Origin of the sequence: Actinoplanes flavus, from assembly GCF_017592555.1 — a bacterium.
In the GTDB taxonomy this organism is placed as follows: domain Bacteria; phylum Actinomycetota; class Actinomycetes; order Mycobacteriales; family Micromonosporaceae; genus Actinoplanes; species Actinoplanes flavus.
Window position 1 is genome coordinate 92,794 of sequence record NZ_JAGFNS010000012.1, and the last position, 14,525, is coordinate 107,318.

At 71.6% G+C, this 14,525-nt stretch carries 13 protein-coding genes and 1 tRNA gene; 9 read left to right on the forward strand and 5 right to left on the reverse strand.

The genetic code is table 11. From position 1 onward, the window contains the following. The first annotated feature begins 187 nt into the window (after positions 1–187). Entirely contained in the window at positions 188–559 is a 372-nt protein-coding gene (locus tag J5X75_RS19525) for an Asp23/Gls24 family envelope stress response protein (RefSeq protein ID WP_208468836.1), read from the forward strand. On the opposite strand, the gene J5X75_RS19530 is transcribed toward J5X75_RS19525, so the two are convergent. The 4 genes from J5X75_RS19530 to J5X75_RS19545 form a co-directional block, all read right to left on the reverse strand. Then, positions 560–1,528, reverse strand: a complete 969-nt coding sequence (locus J5X75_RS19530; protein WP_208468837.1) for a hypothetical protein — start codon at positions 1,526–1,528, stop codon at positions 560–562. Further along, positions 1,525–2,265 carry a DsbA family protein gene (locus J5X75_RS19535; protein ID WP_208468838.1) on the reverse strand — a complete coding sequence of 247 codons (741 nt, stop codon included), beginning with the start codon at positions 2,263–2,265 and terminating at the stop codon, positions 1,525–1,527. Before J5X75_RS19535 ends, J5X75_RS19530 begins: the two co-directional genes overlap by 4 nt. Continuing rightward, positions 2,262–2,753, reverse strand: coding sequence for a MauE/DoxX family redox-associated membrane protein (locus J5X75_RS19540; RefSeq protein ID WP_208468839.1), 492 nt, complete (start codon positions 2,751–2,753; stop codon positions 2,262–2,264). The genes J5X75_RS19535 and J5X75_RS19540 overlap by 4 nt, the downstream gene beginning before the upstream one ends. 79 nt (positions 2,754–2,832) lie before the next feature. Further along, on the reverse strand, positions 2,833–3,381 hold the full coding sequence (locus J5X75_RS19545; protein ID WP_208468840.1) for a sigma-70 family RNA polymerase sigma factor: 549 nt from the start codon (positions 3,379–3,381) through the stop codon (positions 2,833–2,835). A 56-nt stretch (positions 3,382–3,437) separates the two neighbouring features. Between J5X75_RS19545 and J5X75_RS19550 the strand changes: the two genes are divergently transcribed. The 8 genes from J5X75_RS19550 (at position 3,438) to J5X75_RS19585 (ending at position 13,152) form a co-directional block, all read left to right on the forward strand. Continuing rightward, complete coding sequence (locus tag J5X75_RS19550; protein WP_208468841.1) at positions 3,438–5,102, forward strand: copper resistance CopC/CopD family protein; 1,665 nt, start codon at positions 3,438–3,440, stop codon at positions 5,100–5,102. Between the two features lie 141 nt (positions 5,103–5,243). Beyond that, positions 5,244–8,054, forward strand: coding sequence for a hypothetical protein (locus J5X75_RS19555; RefSeq protein WP_208468842.1), 2,811 nt, complete (start codon positions 5,244–5,246; stop codon positions 8,052–8,054). Positions 8,055–8,139: 85 nt separating this feature from the next. Continuing rightward, positions 8,140–9,204, forward strand: a complete 1,065-nt coding sequence (locus J5X75_RS19560) for a winged helix DNA-binding domain-containing protein (RefSeq protein WP_208468843.1) — start codon at positions 8,140–8,142, stop codon at positions 9,202–9,204. Positions 9,205–9,400: 196 nt separating this feature from the next. Then, on the forward strand, positions 9,401–9,991 hold the full coding sequence (orn, locus tag J5X75_RS19565) for an oligoribonuclease (protein WP_208468844.1): 591 nt from the start codon (positions 9,401–9,403) through the stop codon (positions 9,989–9,991). A gap of 73 nt (positions 9,992–10,064) precedes the next feature. Further along, positions 10,065–10,140: transfer RNA gene (locus tag J5X75_RS19570), tRNA-His, on the forward strand. Between the two features lie 358 nt (positions 10,141–10,498). After that, positions 10,499–11,407, forward strand: a complete 909-nt coding sequence (locus J5X75_RS19575; RefSeq protein ID WP_238488534.1) for a hypothetical protein — start codon at positions 10,499–10,501, stop codon at positions 11,405–11,407. A gap of 448 nt (positions 11,408–11,855) precedes the next feature. After that, positions 11,856–12,374, forward strand: a complete 519-nt coding sequence (locus tag J5X75_RS19580) for a SigE family RNA polymerase sigma factor (protein WP_274383588.1) — start codon at positions 11,856–11,858, stop codon at positions 12,372–12,374. Further along, positions 12,367–13,152, forward strand: a complete 786-nt coding sequence (locus J5X75_RS19585; RefSeq protein WP_208468847.1) for a hypothetical protein — start codon at positions 12,367–12,369, stop codon at positions 13,150–13,152. The genes J5X75_RS19580 and J5X75_RS19585 overlap by 8 nt, the downstream gene beginning before the upstream one ends. A gap of 60 nt (positions 13,153–13,212) precedes the next feature. On the opposite strand, the gene J5X75_RS19590 is transcribed toward J5X75_RS19585, so the two are convergent. Further along, complete coding sequence (locus J5X75_RS19590; protein WP_208468848.1) at positions 13,213–14,463, reverse strand: L,D-transpeptidase; 1,251 nt, start codon at positions 14,461–14,463, stop codon at positions 13,213–13,215. Positions 14,464–14,525 lie beyond the last annotated feature (62 nt).

Sequence of the window (14,525 nt, forward strand, 5' to 3'; positions counted from 1 at the left end):
CCAACTCGAACGGCCCCGGGAATCCGTTTCCGGAGCCATTCCGGTCGCGGTTTTCCGGTGCCGTGCGCATATCGGGAGAACGGAAACAACGGCGGTCGGCAGCGTGTTCTGCGCATCGAGTATCAGCCTCGCGTCACCCGGAAGGGTACGCTCCCGGCATCGACGTCGAGAGTGGAGATCAGGGCAGATGAGCGAGGCTACGGACGGCACCACGCAGGCGGGCACCACCACCGTATCCAGCGAGGTCGTCGAGAAGATCACGGTCGCGGCCGTCAAGGCCGTGCCGGGTGTCGCGGACCTGGGTGGTGACGTGGCCCGGTTCTTCAACAACGTGCTGGACCGGGTGGGCCTGGACCAGGTCGGCGACGCGAGCCGGGGTGTCTCGGCGAAGGTCAGCGGCAGCGACGTGACGGTGACCGTGGTGCTGGTCCTGGAGGCCGGCCGGGTGGTGGCCGAGGTGACCACGGCCGTCCAGGAGGCGGTGACCGCGGCGCTGCGGGGCTACGGCCTCAACGTTCTGGCCGTGAACGTGAACGTGGACGACATCGCCGGAGTCTGATCAGACGGTCGTGGGCGCGGGGACCGCGGCGCGGAGCCGGAGCACACCGGTGAGCGCCAGCCCGGTGCCCGCGCCGATGGCGATCGCCACGGCGGCCCGGGCCGTCCAGCCCGGTCCGGCGGCGGGGACGACCGCGGCGAAGAAGACGTCGGCGCTGCCGAAACCGGCGAAGGCGGCCAGGATGAAACCGGAGAGCGCCAGGTAGAACGGCGGGTGACGGTAGGCGGCCGCGCAGGCCAGCAGGCCCGCGACGATCGGTACGCCGGACCAGCCCCCGCCGTCCAGAGTGCGCGCTATCGCGTACCCCAGGGTGGGAAGCCCCGCGACGAGGGCGAGGGCCCGCACCGAGCCGGACCACCGCCGGGCGATGAGGGTGACGGCGAGGCCGATGAGGGCCGCGCCGGCCCACCAGGCCCAGGCGGCCGGGGGTGGCTCGTAGTCGAGGGTGCCCTGGATGTCGAAGGTCCGCACCTGGTCGCGCAGCGGGACCACCCACTCGCGGAGCCGGTGCGGCTGATCGGCCGGTATCCCGGCGGGCAGGGCCGGCTCGGTCCACTGGGTGCGCTGGTCGTGCCAGCGGACCGTGGTGTCGCTGGAGATCTTGCGCCAGGTGGGCGCCGCGGTGGGGTCGGCGGCGGGTGGGAGGGCGGTGCCGCCGGCGCGGGTCTCGTTGAGGTACGTGGCCGGCGAGCCGGTGTTCTGATAGGTCCCGTCCGGCCGGACCTCCAGGTAGGGCTCGCCGGAGTAGCCGAGGATCTCGATGGCCCGCCCGGTGTCGTTGCTGAGTTCGAGGCGGGCGCCGCCCTCGACGGCCCGGACCCGGAGGCCGTCCATCGGATTGCTGAGCCCGGTGACGGTGACCCGGTAGGAGCTGACCTCGCTGGTGTCGCCGGTGTGGGCGGACGCCGGAGTGGCCGGCGCGAGGACCGCGACGGCCACGGCCAGGACGAGACCGGCGAACCGTCTCATCCGGCGGCCTTCTCGACGGTCTCGGTGATCAGTTCGGCGCTGGGCACGGTGTTGTTCTCCCCGGTGAGGGTCTTGCCGTCGACGACGATCGTCGGGGTGCCGGTGTGGTCGCGCCCGAGGAACGTCTCGGTGGCCCGGGTGGCCCACGCCTTGTACGTTCCCTCGTTCACCGCGTTCTTGAAAGTGTCGCTGGTGAGGCCGACCGTGGCGGCCAGCTCGATCATCCTGGCGTCGCTGAGGCCGTCGGTGTTCTCCGCCGGCTGGTTGGCGTAGAGCGCGTCGTGGAACTCGGTGAACTTGCCCTCCTCCGCGGCGGCGGCGGACGCGGCGGCGGAGCGGGTCGAGTACTCGGTGCCGTTGGAGAAGCGGTCCAGGATGGCGACCGGGTGGAACCGGAGGGTGATCTTGCCGTCGGTGGCCAGTCGCTTCAGTGTGGGCCCGGTGGCCGCCTCGAAGTTGCCGCAGGACGGGCACATGAAGTCCTCGTAGACGTCGACGGTCACCGGCCCGGAGCCGGTGGCGAAGGCGGTGCCCTCGTCGACGGCCGTGCCGGGGGTGGTGACCTTGCCCTCGTCCTGCCCGGACAGGACGGTGTAGCCGATCAGGCCGGCCACGAAGAGGACCACGACCACGGCGACCGAGGTCCACAGCGTCACGGTGCGGCGCCGCTCGGCGGCCTTCTGTTCGGCGACGATCTGCCGCGCCTTGACCGCCCGGTCCCTGCTGCCCTTGCTCATCGTTCCCCCATGAAGACGCCGTCGAGTGAGAACCGGGTGCGGGGACGCCACACCAGGATCCCGGAGAGTGCCAGGAACGCCAGGTCACGCAGGATGTCGACGCCGTACCCGGTGCTTTCGCCGGCGGCCAGGTCGCCGCCGGTGCTGAAGCAGCCGCAGTCGATGCGCAGGCCCTGCGCCCAGGCCCAGACGATGCCGGCGATGAAGATCGTGATCAGCGCCGCGGAGATCGCCGCGGTGAACCGGGTGGCGAGGCCGATCAGCAGGAGCAGTCCGAGGGCGATCTCCAGGAACGGTTGCACCGCGCCGGCGATCTTGGCGGTGTCGTACGACATGAGCTGGTAGGCGTGGACCGCGCGGGCCGAGGCGGCGAGGTCGCCGATCTTGAGCGAGCCGGCGACGAGCCAGACGGCGGCCAGGCCCAGCCGGGCCGCCGTGGAGATCCACGGCCAGGCCGCGGCCATCCGGATCTGCCGTGTGGTTTCCATGGTCACATCCGGTTAGTCGGACTTCGTGAGGCTTCGGTTCCCCGAGATCACGATCCGCAGCATGTTCACAGGAAGCCGGCTAGCTGGCCCGGGCCCGCGCCACCGCGGTGATCAACTCGTCGCGCGCGCGGGCCACCCGGGAGCGGATGGTGCCGACCGGGACCGACTCGACCTCGGCCGCCTCCGCGTACGACAGGCCGAGCACCTGGGTGAGCAGGAAGGCGGTCCGGCGTTCCTCGCTGAGGCGGCTGAGCAGGTCGGCGCTGGTGAGCCGGTGCGCCGGGTCGGGCGCCGGCAGATCGGTGACCGCCTGCGCGGCGAGCCGGGCGTCGAGGCGGCGGCGGCGGACCACCGACCGCAGATGGTCGGCACAGGTGCGCCGGGCGATGCCGAGCAGCCAGGTGCGGACGCTGGACCGGCCGGCGAAGGTGTCCAGCGCGCGGAAGGCCCGCAGGAACGTCTCCTGGGTCAGGTCGTCGGCCACACCCGAGTCGACCAGGGCGGCGGTGAAACGCCAGACCTCGGTCTGGGTGGCGCGCACGAACGCGGCCTGCGCCGCCCGGTCGCCGTCGCGGGCGGCCAGGGCCAGCGCGGTCGTCTCATCCGTCTCGGCGTCACCAACCGTCACGAGGCGTCATGGTACGCGCTCCGACGTTTCCGATGCGGATCTGGAACCATGCACTCATGCCAGTCAAGACCATTGACCGACGCCGGGTACTCGCCGTGCTGGCCGGGCTACTCATCGGATTGTTCGGGCCGCTGCTGGCCGCGACGCCGGCGAGTGCGCACGCCGCTCTGGTCGGCAGCGATCCAGCGAACGGCTCGGTGGTCCCGGACGCGCCGAACCGGGTGGTGCTCACGTTCAGCGAGTCGGTGCAGCTCATCGACGACAGGATCCAGGTGCTGGCGCCGGACGGCTCCCGCGCCGACCAGGGTGAGCCGACGGTCAGCGGCTCCCAGGTGACGATCCCGCTGCGCTCCGGCGGCGGCCGCGGCACGTACCTGGTCAGCTACCGGGTCACCTCGGCGGACAGCCACCCGGTCGCCGGCACGGTCACCTATTCGGTGGGCGCGGCCTCGACCCCGCCGTCGGGGACCCAGGAGGCCGACGTCGAGGTCGATCCGGTGGTCGGCGCGCTCATTCCGATCGGCAAATATCTGGGGTACGCCGGACTGGTCCTCCTGGTGGGCCCGGTCCTCGTGCTCGCCCTGCTGTGGCCGCACCGGCTGGACCGGCGCGGACCGGGCCGGCTGGTCTGGACCGGCATCGGGCTGGTCGCCGGCAGCACCCTGCTCGGACTGTGGCTCCAGGCGCCGTACACGCTGGGCACCGGCCTGTTCGAGGTGACCGTCGACGACCTGCGTGACGTGCTGGGCAGTACGTTCGGTGCGGTCATGCTGGTCCGGCTGGGCGTGGTCGTGGCCGCCGCGTTCCTGCTGCGGCCGCTGCTGACCGGCCCGGCCGGCGGCGAGTCCCGGCTCGACCTGGCCCTGCTCGGCGTCCTCGGGGTGACGGCGCTGGCCACCTGGCCGCTGACCGGGCACCCGACCGCCTCGCCGGTGCCCGGGGTGTCGGTGGTGATCGACGCGCTGCACCTGGGCGCCATGGCGGTCTGGCTGGGCGGCCTGGTGATGCTCTTCGCCTTCCTGCTGCCCCGGGCCGACGCCCGCGAACTGGGCGCCATCCTGCCGATCTGGTCCCGTTGGGCCGCCGCCGCCGTCGGCGCGCTGATCTTCGCCGGGGTGGTGCAGGCGCTCATCGAGGTGTCGACCCTGGACGGGCTGATCAACAGCACGTACGGCCGGATGATCCTGGCCAAGGTCGGGCTCGCCGCGGCGGTGCTGGCGGTCGCCGCCTTCTCCCGCCGGATGGTCAAGTCGCGGGCCGCCGCCGAGACGCCCGGCCCGCTGCGCCGCATCGTGCTGGCCGAACTGGCGATCACCGCGGTGGTGCTCGGCGTCACGTCGCTGCTGGTGCAGGAGCCGCCGCCGCGGACCGCCCAGGCCGTCGAGTCGGGCCCGGTCAGCACCACGGTGGACCAGACGCTGACGTCCGAGAAGATGTCGCTCCAGGTGTCCATCTTCCCGGCCCAGGCCGGCAACAACTCGATCCATCTGTACGCGTACACGCCGGACAGCAAGCCCCTTCCGGTCGTCGAGTGGAAGGCGACCGCGTCGCTGCCGGCCAAGAACCTGGAGGGCATCGAGGTCCCGCTGCTGCGGATCACCGACTTCCACGCCATCGGGGACGTCAACCTGCCGTTCCCGGGGGACTGGAAGTTCACCTTCACCGCCCGTACCACGGAGATCGATCAGACCACCCTGACCATGACCGCCAAGATCTCCTGACTCCGGCTCGTTCGCGAGGCCCGGCCCGATGGGCCGGGCCTCGTTGCGTATCTATCGGGGATTAGCATCCTGTTCGACCACTTTGGGGTTATTTGTATCTGTATGGTCCTCGCAGTACGGCCCAGGAAGGGGGAGAGACAGATGCGGGTGTTCCGCACGATCCTCGGCATGCTGTTACTGACCATCGGACTGCCCGCGCTGCTGGCCGGCGGCGGACTCTGGGCCGTCATGCAGCACCGAGATCCGGGAGGCGCCTTCACCGGCGAACTCCAACGGCTCACCGTGCCGGGGTACGCGGTCGTCGTCCCCGACATCGACCGGCTGCTGCGCGACGACGCCCCGTTCGCCCGGATGAGCGGCACCGAGGTACGGCTCTCCGCGGTCACCGCCGACGGCCCGGCCTTCCTCGGGATCGCCCCGTCCGGCGCGGTCGCCCGGTACCTCGCCGGAGTCCCGTACCACCGGGTCGACGCCGTCGGCCTCGGCACCGGCGTCCTCCCGGTCACCACCGTCCGCTCCGCCGGCCGCCGGGAACCCGACGGCGAACCCGCCCGGCAGCCGTTCTGGACCGCGCGCGGATTCGGGCAGCTCGCCTTCACCCCCGCTGACCTGGGTGGCCATCCGCAGAGCCTGGTCCTCATGAACCCCGGCGGCGCACCCGTCGCCCGGCTCGCCTCGGTCGCCGAGATCCGCCCCGGCCGGCTCGACGCCGCCACCTGGGCCCTGCTCACCCTCGGCACCCTGCTCGTGATGGCCGGTGTGATCGTCCTGACCTGGCCGGGCCGCCGCCGCGAGGTCGTCTACGTCGTCGAACCCAGCCAGGTCCCGGAGCTCATGCACGCCATCGGCGCGCCGCTGCCCCTGCCCGGCGGGCTCGCCTACCACTCCGGGCCGCGCGGTGGGGCACACCGTCCGCGTACGCTCGCCGACCTCCGCTCCAGCCGTCCGCCCGCGCTGCCCCAGTTCGCCTGGCCCCCGAACCGGCCGGCCGGCCCGTTCCCGCCGACCTTCACCGCGCCCGCCGACGAGCCCGAACCCGCCTCCGGCTCGCTCCTCACCGACGACCCGGACTCTCCCGCCCCGGTGCCGGGCGACCGGACCCCGGCGCCCGGCCAGCCGCTGAGCCTGCTCGGCGACACACCAGCCCCGGCCGGATCACAGCCCGGCACGGTTCCGGCCCGCCGCGGCGACCGCCGCCGCTCACCGTCCGGCCCGGACGGACCCGAGTTCCAGGCCACCGCGGTCGGTGCCTGGGTGGCCGCCACCGCCCCGGAACGAGCCCGCAAGACCGAGGCGCGCGCCGCCGCCCGGATGGCCGAAGTGGCCCGCAACGCCGGAAAGTTCACTCCGGCCGCCCCGGGCAAGACCAACATGCCGGGGGCGACGATCCCGATCGCCCCCCGCCGCGGCGAACCGGCGTCCACCACCGACACCCCGGACGTCACCGAGGAGCCGGCCGGCCGGACACCGGACGCCGCCGACGAGCACGCTGACGGCGCGGATCGCCCCACCACGCCGCCGAAGACCCCCACCCAGCGTCCGGAGACGGCGGCAAACCCGGATCCGGTACGCCCGGACGGCGCCCCGGCAACCGCGGACGAACCAGCCCCGGGCCCCGCTGTCACGGGCGAACCGCGAGCCACCACCGCCCGGGTCGCCCTCCGCACCGGACCGGCCGCCACCGACTGGACCGCGACCGGCCTGACCCGCCTGGAGCCGCGCCGCGCCCCGGAACCCGGGCCGGAGACCGCACCCGTCACCGGCGAGGCGGCCGACCGTCCCGCGCAGACCGGCGCCGTGGCATCGGACGAGCCGGCCGCCGACCTCACCGTGAAGCCCGGCACACACGACAGCGTCCCGCCCGCCGACCTCACCGTGAAGCCCGGCACGCACGACAGCGTCCCGCCCGTCACCGAGCCGGAGCCGACCACCACGGACGAGGAGGAATCCGGGAAGCGCCCGATCATCCCGTTCCCGACCCGTCCGGCGCCGGACAGCTCGCCCGGCGATGACCGCGGGGAACCGGCCCCGGCCGGCGGCGAACAGCGCGCCTCGATCCATGCCGTCGAGGCCGGAATCCCGGCTCTCGAGCAGGCCACGGCCCCGGAGACGGTGACGAACGACGGCGAGGCCGGCCGTCCCGAGCCGGAGCAGCCGCCCACCCGGCCGGGCCGGTCCAAGCGGGCATCGATGCACGCGGTGGAGGCCGGTGGGCTGACGCTCGGCAAGAAGCCGGCGCCCGTGCCGACCCAGGGCCTCGCGACCCCGTTGCGGCCCGCCTCCGAAAGCCCCGCCTCCGAAAGTCCCGCTTCCGAAAATGCGGCCTCGGGAAGCGAAGGTCCCGCCTCGGGAAGCGTGGCCTCTGAAAGCCCCACCTTCGAAAGCGCGGCCTCGGGAAGCGCGGCCTCGGAAAGTGCGGCCGCTGAAAGCGTGACCGAGCCGGCTGCCGAGAAGGCGGCTGACGCCTCCTCGGGACCGGTGAAGAGCACAGCGAAAGCGAGCGGCACCGCGAAGGCCGGATCCGGCGCCACCAGGGAAACGGCCGAGGGCACGAAGACCCCGAGGGCGAGGAGCGACCGGGCCCGGGCCACCGAGTCCGGTGAGGACAACCCGCTGGCGAGGGCCCGCAACCGGACCACCGGGACCAAGCCGGCCACGCCCCGCCCGGCTCCGGCCGCACGGCGGACACCGGCTTCCTGGGTTCGGGCGGCCGAGTCGGTGGAGGCCCGCACGGGGGCGCAGGCGCCGGACGGGACGGCTCAGCCCGTACCCCCGAAGAGCCGGACGGCCGAGACCCCGACCGCCGGAGATCCGAAGCCGAAGGCGGCCGGGAACCGGCCGTTGAGCTACCGCGAGGAAGCCGCCGAGCTGCTGGCCGGAGGTTCCGACCAGCGTCGTCGGCGGAGCACCGCCGGCCGGGCTCGCGCCAAGGACGGCGACGAGAAGAGCTGACGACGTCGGCGGGCCGCCCCGGACGGGGTGGCCCGCCCGTCATTGCGGACAGAACCTGACCGCATGAGGACCTAACGTCGTACGCATGCGAGTTCTCCCCACGCGCGTGCTGAACCGGACCTACCTGCGGCGCCAGATGCTGGCCGAGCGGCTGCCCCGGGCCGCCGCCGACATCGTCCGGCATCTCGTGGCCGTGCAGGGCCAGGAGCCGGACTCGCCCTACCTGGGGTTGTGGGCGCGGTCGTCGGCCTTCCAGCGGGAGGACCTGACCGCCCTGCTGCACGACCGGACCGTGGTGCGCGGGGCCATGCTGCGCGGGACCCAGCATCTGAGCACCGGCGACGACTTCGGCTGGCTGCGCCCGACGTTGCAGCCGATGCTGGACCGCCTGGCCGGGAGGCTGAGCCGGGTCGATGATCCGGTGGCGTTCACCGCGGCGGCGCGGGAGATCCTGGCGGCGGGCCCGCTGACCCGGCCGGAGATCGCCCGGCGGCTGACGGCCCGGTTCCCGGAGGTGGACCTGAGCGGGTTGACGCTGGGGGCGCATCTGCGGCTGGCGCTGCTGCATCCGCCGCCGTCCGGCACCTGGGGGCATCGCGGCCGGGTGACCTGTGTGCTGGCGGACGACTATCTGGGCCGTCCGCTGGCCGATGGCGCGGCCATGGAGACGCTGGTGTGGCGTTATCTGGCCGCGTTCGGCCCGGCGTCGGCCAAGGATCTGCGGGTGTGGTCGGGTCTGACCCGGCTGGCCGGGGTGCTCGCCGAGTTGCGGCCCCGCCTGCGGGTGTTCCGGGACGAGACGGGGACCGACCTGTACGACCTGCCGGACGCTCCGATCGCCGACCCGGACGAGCCGGCCCCGGTGGTGTTCCTGCCGGAGTTCGACAACGCGGTGCTGGGCCATGCCGACCGGGCTCGCATCATCCATCCGGGTGACCGGCCGCTGGTGACGCCGGGGTGGTCGATCGTCCGCCCGACCGTGCTGGTCGACGGTTTCGTGGCGGCGATCTGGTCCCGCCGGGGTGGGACGCTGACCGTCGAGCCGTTCCGCCCGCTCACGCCGGGGGACCGGGCGGCGGTGGAGGCGGGGGCGGCGCGCCTTCTCGCGTTCGCCGCGCCGGATGAGGCGCACGAGGTGTGCTGGGCATGAAAGGGCCCTCCGTGCTGCCGACACGGAGGGCCCTTTACCGGGGGGAACGGAGTAACCGAAGGGGGGCTTCGTCCGTTAAGTTCACTTTACCCGGCAACCGGCCAAGTGGGAAGTCCAGGCAGCAAACCGGACAAACAACCCGTACATGGGGGTCCGGGGCCGAACGGCGGCTCGACGCCCGGCGTAGGCTGTCGACGTGGCGGATCTTCTGGTGTGGATCGACTGTGAGATGACCGGTCTCGACCTGGGCAAGGACAAGCTCATCGAGGTGGCGGCGCTGGTCACCGATCCGGAGCTGAACGTGTTGGGCGAGGGCGTCGACCTGGTCATCCACGCCGACGAGGCGGCGCTCGACGCGATGCCTCCCGTGGTGCGCGACATGCACGCCAAGTCGGGGCTCACCGACGAGGTCCGCCGTTCGGCCATCACCATGGCCGAGGCGGAGGAGGCGGTGCTGGCATACATCAAGGAGTACGTGCCGAACCCCCGGACCGCCCCGCTCTGCGGCAACTCGATCGCCACCGACCGCGGCTTCCTGGCCCGCGACATGCCGGCGCTCGACGCCCACCTGCACTACCGGATGATCGACGTCTCCTCGATCAAGGAGCTGTGCCGCCGGTGGTACCCCCGGGTGTATTTCGGTCAGCCGGCCAAGGGCCTGTCCCACCGGGCGCTCGCCGACATCCGGGAGAGCATCCGCGAGCTGGAGTACTACCGCCGGACCATCTTCGTCCCGCAGCCCGGCCCGGACGTGGAGGCGGCCAGGGCGGTCGCCGCCGAGCTGTAGGTAACCCGCTCGACGGCCTCCCCGGGCGTGTGGCTATGATTGTCCAGCGCCGCCGGTAAACACGGCGGCCATGGTGGTCGTAGCTCAGTCGGTAGAGCACCGGGTTGTGGTCCCGGGTGTCGCGGGTTCGAATCCCGTCGATCACCCCATAGAAAGTCCAGGTCAGAGCGCCTGATCGCGAAAGCGGTCAGGCGCTCTGCCGTTTACCTGTCCAAATCCGGGAGCGGTTGGGAAGCAGAGCCCGCCGGCCGCGGTGGGCGTTGCGCTCGGTGAGCTGCCCGAGGACGCCGAGGTGGGCGACAGGGCGGCCCGCGCCCGCAGAGGCGATCCAGCGGGCTTGGAGCGCCTCGCGAACCTCGGCCGGCATCCGATCCATGACGTGGCCGCACGCCCCGGAGATCTCTTTAAAGAAGCTTTAAGGATCGCTTGCTCAACGTCATGAACTGCTGCCACATCATCGCTCGTACATCTCGGCACAAGCAGTACCGAAACGGAGAGGAGCCGTGCATGTATCGACGCGGAGTCAGCAGCCGGACGCGCAAGCTGGTGATTGGAGGTGCCGCCGCAGCGCTGCTCGGCTCGGCGCTCGCGGTCGGCACGGGGATGGGCCAGGCCGCTGTCCAACCCGGGGGCAACGCCGGAGCCAGCTCCGGTGACATCAACGCTCTGGTGCCGGCGCTGGGTTTCAGCCCGGGCGATCCGAACGCGACGGCCGACCGCGTGGGCCCTACCGGGGTGAATGTTCCCGGTCGCTGCCCGCCCACTCAAGCCCAGGTGAACGCGCAGGTGGCGCTCAAGAATGCGAGCCTTCCGAGTGGAACGGATCTCGAGAGCCGTATCCAGCGTTTTGAGAAGACCTTGTCGGCGATTCAAGACTTGAAATGCCCCGCATCTTCCACGACTTTGCTGGGCCGGTTGAATTCCTTGACCGCGCTGCGCGCGAACGCGAACCGCGACAACATCCTGCGTGGTTTGGGTTTGAACGAAACGCCGGCGGATAGAGCCGCCGCAGGATCCGGTGACGGGGCCGCGGGTGGAGCGACGGGGAACGCCGGAGCCAACTCCGGCAACATTGACGCTTTGGTGCCGGCGCTGGGTTTCAGCCCGGGCGATCCGAACGCGACGGCCGACCGGGTGGGTCCTACCGGGGTGAATGTTCCCGGTCGCTGCCCGCCCACTCAAGCCCAGGTGAACGCGCAGGTGGCGCTCAAGAATGTGAGCCTTCCGAGTGGAACGGATCTGGAGAGCCGCATCCAACGTTTTGAGAAGACCTTGTCGGCGATTCAAGACTTGAAATGCCCCGCATCTTCCACGACTTTGCTGGGCCGGTTGAATTCTTTGACCGCGCTGCGCGCGAACGCGAACCGCGACAACATCCTGCGTGGTTTGGGTTTGAACGAAACGCCAGCGGGATAAAGCCGCGGGGAATGCGGCGCCGTAAAACGCGCCAGTGAAACAAGCGGCTCGCAGTGCGGCGCCGCGGACAACGGCAACCTGATCCTTCGCGGAACTAGATCCACCGCACGGAACCACCTCGCCGGAGGCCCTCGAACCACGGGGGTCTCCGGCGCGTCCGTGTCTGGGCCATGCACGCGGTGATCTTCGGCTACTTTGGCACGCTGGCCGACCCCGGCGTCTGCCGGCCACGGTTCTAAGAGGCGCCGGCCGAGAGCTTCGGCGAGCGCAGGTGAAAGGCCCGTCGCGAGACGGGGCCTTCTTCGTTTCCCGCTCTTCGGAACACCGGAAGATTTCTCGTGGGATGGGGCAACCTTTTCGGCCCGGCGGACCACAGGGGTGTGGATCATTCGTCGCCCCAGGAGTTCCCCCTCATGCCCCGTATCCCGTGACGGACAGGACCAGACACTTGTCCGATCTTGGTACCGAATACGCCTTCCGGCGGTTCTTCGACGAGCATCACGCCGACATGTCCCGGCTCGCCTACCTGGTGACCGGCGACTCGCAGGCCGCCGACGACCTGGCGGCCGACGCGTTCGTGGAGGTGTGGCGGCACTGGGAGCGCGTACAGGGGGCGGACAGCCCGGTGGCGTACGCGCGCGGCATCGTGACCAATCTGGCCCGCCAGTGGATCAAGAAGCAGAGCCGGGAGCGGTCCGGGCTGCTGCGGCTCGGCCTGCTGCGCCGCGACCGGGCGGAGAGCGACACCCCCGCGGTCCTCGACGTGCGAGCGGCGCTGCAGCGCCTTCCGCAGCGGCGTCGCGAGTGCGTCATCCTCCGGTACGCGTTCGACGTGCCGGAACGTGAGGTCGCCACCATCCTGGGCATCTCGGTCGGCGCCGTGAAGAGCCACACGTCGCGGGGCGCCGCCCAGTTGAGCGAGTTCCTGCGCGAGATGCCGCTGGTGACGGGACGCCACCATGGCTGAGCCGTACCGGCCCGAGTTGGGTGCGGCGCTGCGCCGGGAGGCCGAGCGGCACACGCCGGACCGGGTCGCGATGCTCACCCGGATCGCGCGGCGCCGTGCCGAGCCGGCCCGCGGCCGGTGGGCGTTCTCGTTGCGCCCGGTGGCCGCCGCGGCGTCGGTGGCCGCCACCATCGTGGTGGGTTTCACCGGGATCCGGCCGACCGGTGACGAGCCGGGCCCGGATCCCGCGCCGGCCGCCACCGGCTCACCGGCGCCGTCGGAGTCCGGCGTCCCGTCGCCGCAGCACGGCCGTACCTCGAAGGCGAAGCCCGTGGAGACCGGCCGCCGTCCGGACCGGGGCGCCGCCACCACCCCGGGCACGACGCCGGTGGTTCCGGTGTGGAAGCCGGCCGACGGCTTCCTGAGTTCCCGAGCCGTCCTCGACGAACACTCGGCCGGCACCTGGGCGCAGGGCAACGTCACCCTGACCACCACCGAACCGGTGACCGCATTGGACGTGGTGATCGGCGTGGCCCGGGCCGGGGGCGTTCAGGAGGCCGGGAAGTGGACGTCGATCCCGGCGGCGAGGATCTCCATGGCCGTGACCGCGGAGAAGGACGTGCTGTACTACCGCTTCACCCTCGAGCCGGGCGCCCCCCTGGCGCCGGGCAGCTACGTCTTCGCGGCGCAGTACACGCACGCCGACGTCGACCGGGATCCCAGCGGCGACAACTACGGCGCGGTCGCCATCGCCGGCCCGAGGAAGGCCGCGGTGACCGGCGCGTTCCCGGCCGCCTGAGCCGAGACGAACGTGGGCCCCGGTGCGATCCGCACCGGGGCCCACGCCGTCGTCGCGGGCCTAGAGGTAGCTGCCCTTCTTGTACTCCGCGTAGCTCATGTTCCAGTCGGTCCAGCCGTTGCCGTTCTTCAGCTTGTCCTCGGTGCCGGAGACGGTGATCACATCACCCATCATGGTGCGCTGGAACAGCCACTCGCCGAGCGCCTCGGAGACGTTGACGCAGCCGTGCGAGACGTTGCGCTTGCCCTGCACGCCCTCGGACCACGGGGCGGCGTGGATGAACTGGCCGCTGTAGGTGATCCGCTGAGCCCAGTCGATCGGGGTCTTGTAGCCGTTCACCGGGTCCTCGTCGGTGGTGTCGAAGACGGTGTGCGCCGCCTTCTCCATGATCACCATGGTGCCGCTGGAGGAGGGGGTGCTCGGCTTGCCCAGGCTCACCGGGATCGTCTTGATGACCTTGCCGTCCTGCTTGACGGTCATCTTCTTGGTCTTGTTGGAGACGGTGAGGATCATCTCGCGGCCGATCTTCAGGTCCACGGTGAGGTCGGACCGGCCGTACCACCCGTCGCCGAGCTGCACGCCCTTGAGCTTCACGTCGTAGAAGACCTTGGAGCCGGCCTTCCAGTAGCTCTGCGGCCGGAAGTGCACCTCGGTGGGGCTGATCCAGCGCCAGGTGCCCTCCTGCGCGGGCGTGGCGGTGACCACCATCCGGCGCTCGACCTCGCCCCGGTACTTCTCCGGGATGGCCCGCCCGAACTTCATGATCAGCGGCATGCCGACGCCGACGGTCTGCCCGTCGCCCAGGAAGCTGGTCACCCGCACCAGGTTGGACGGCTGCTTCATCGTCGTGAACGAGCTGGTGGCGGTGTTGTTCTTGCCCTCGGCCGCCGGGGTGGTGACGGTCACTGTGTACTTCGTGCCCCAGGCCAGCGACTCGGAGGGACGCCAGAGATTCCGGTCCTTGTCGAGGGTGCCCTCGACCTCCTTGCCCTTGGCATCGGTGACCTTGACCTCGGTGTTGTCCGCGTCCTCGCTGTCGAACTTCACCTCGGACCAGAGCTCGACGCTCTTCGCGTCCGCCGCGGGGGAGGTCACCGCGACGGTGCTCAGCGTGGGCGCGGCGGAGGGCGCCGACGACGCTCCGGCGGCCTTGTCACCGCCACCCTCCCAGGAGGGCTCGTCCTTGCCGCCGCTGCACGCGGCGGTCAGCAGCAGGGTGCCCGTGAGCATCGCGGCCAGGGTCAGGCGCCACCGGCTCCGGCCACTTCGGGCGGCCGGACCGGCCCGCTCCGCCGACCGAATTCCATCCATCTCCATGGTCTCCTCACGGCGTTCGTTCTCCCCGGCGCCCAATAGTGCCCCGCGAAACGGCG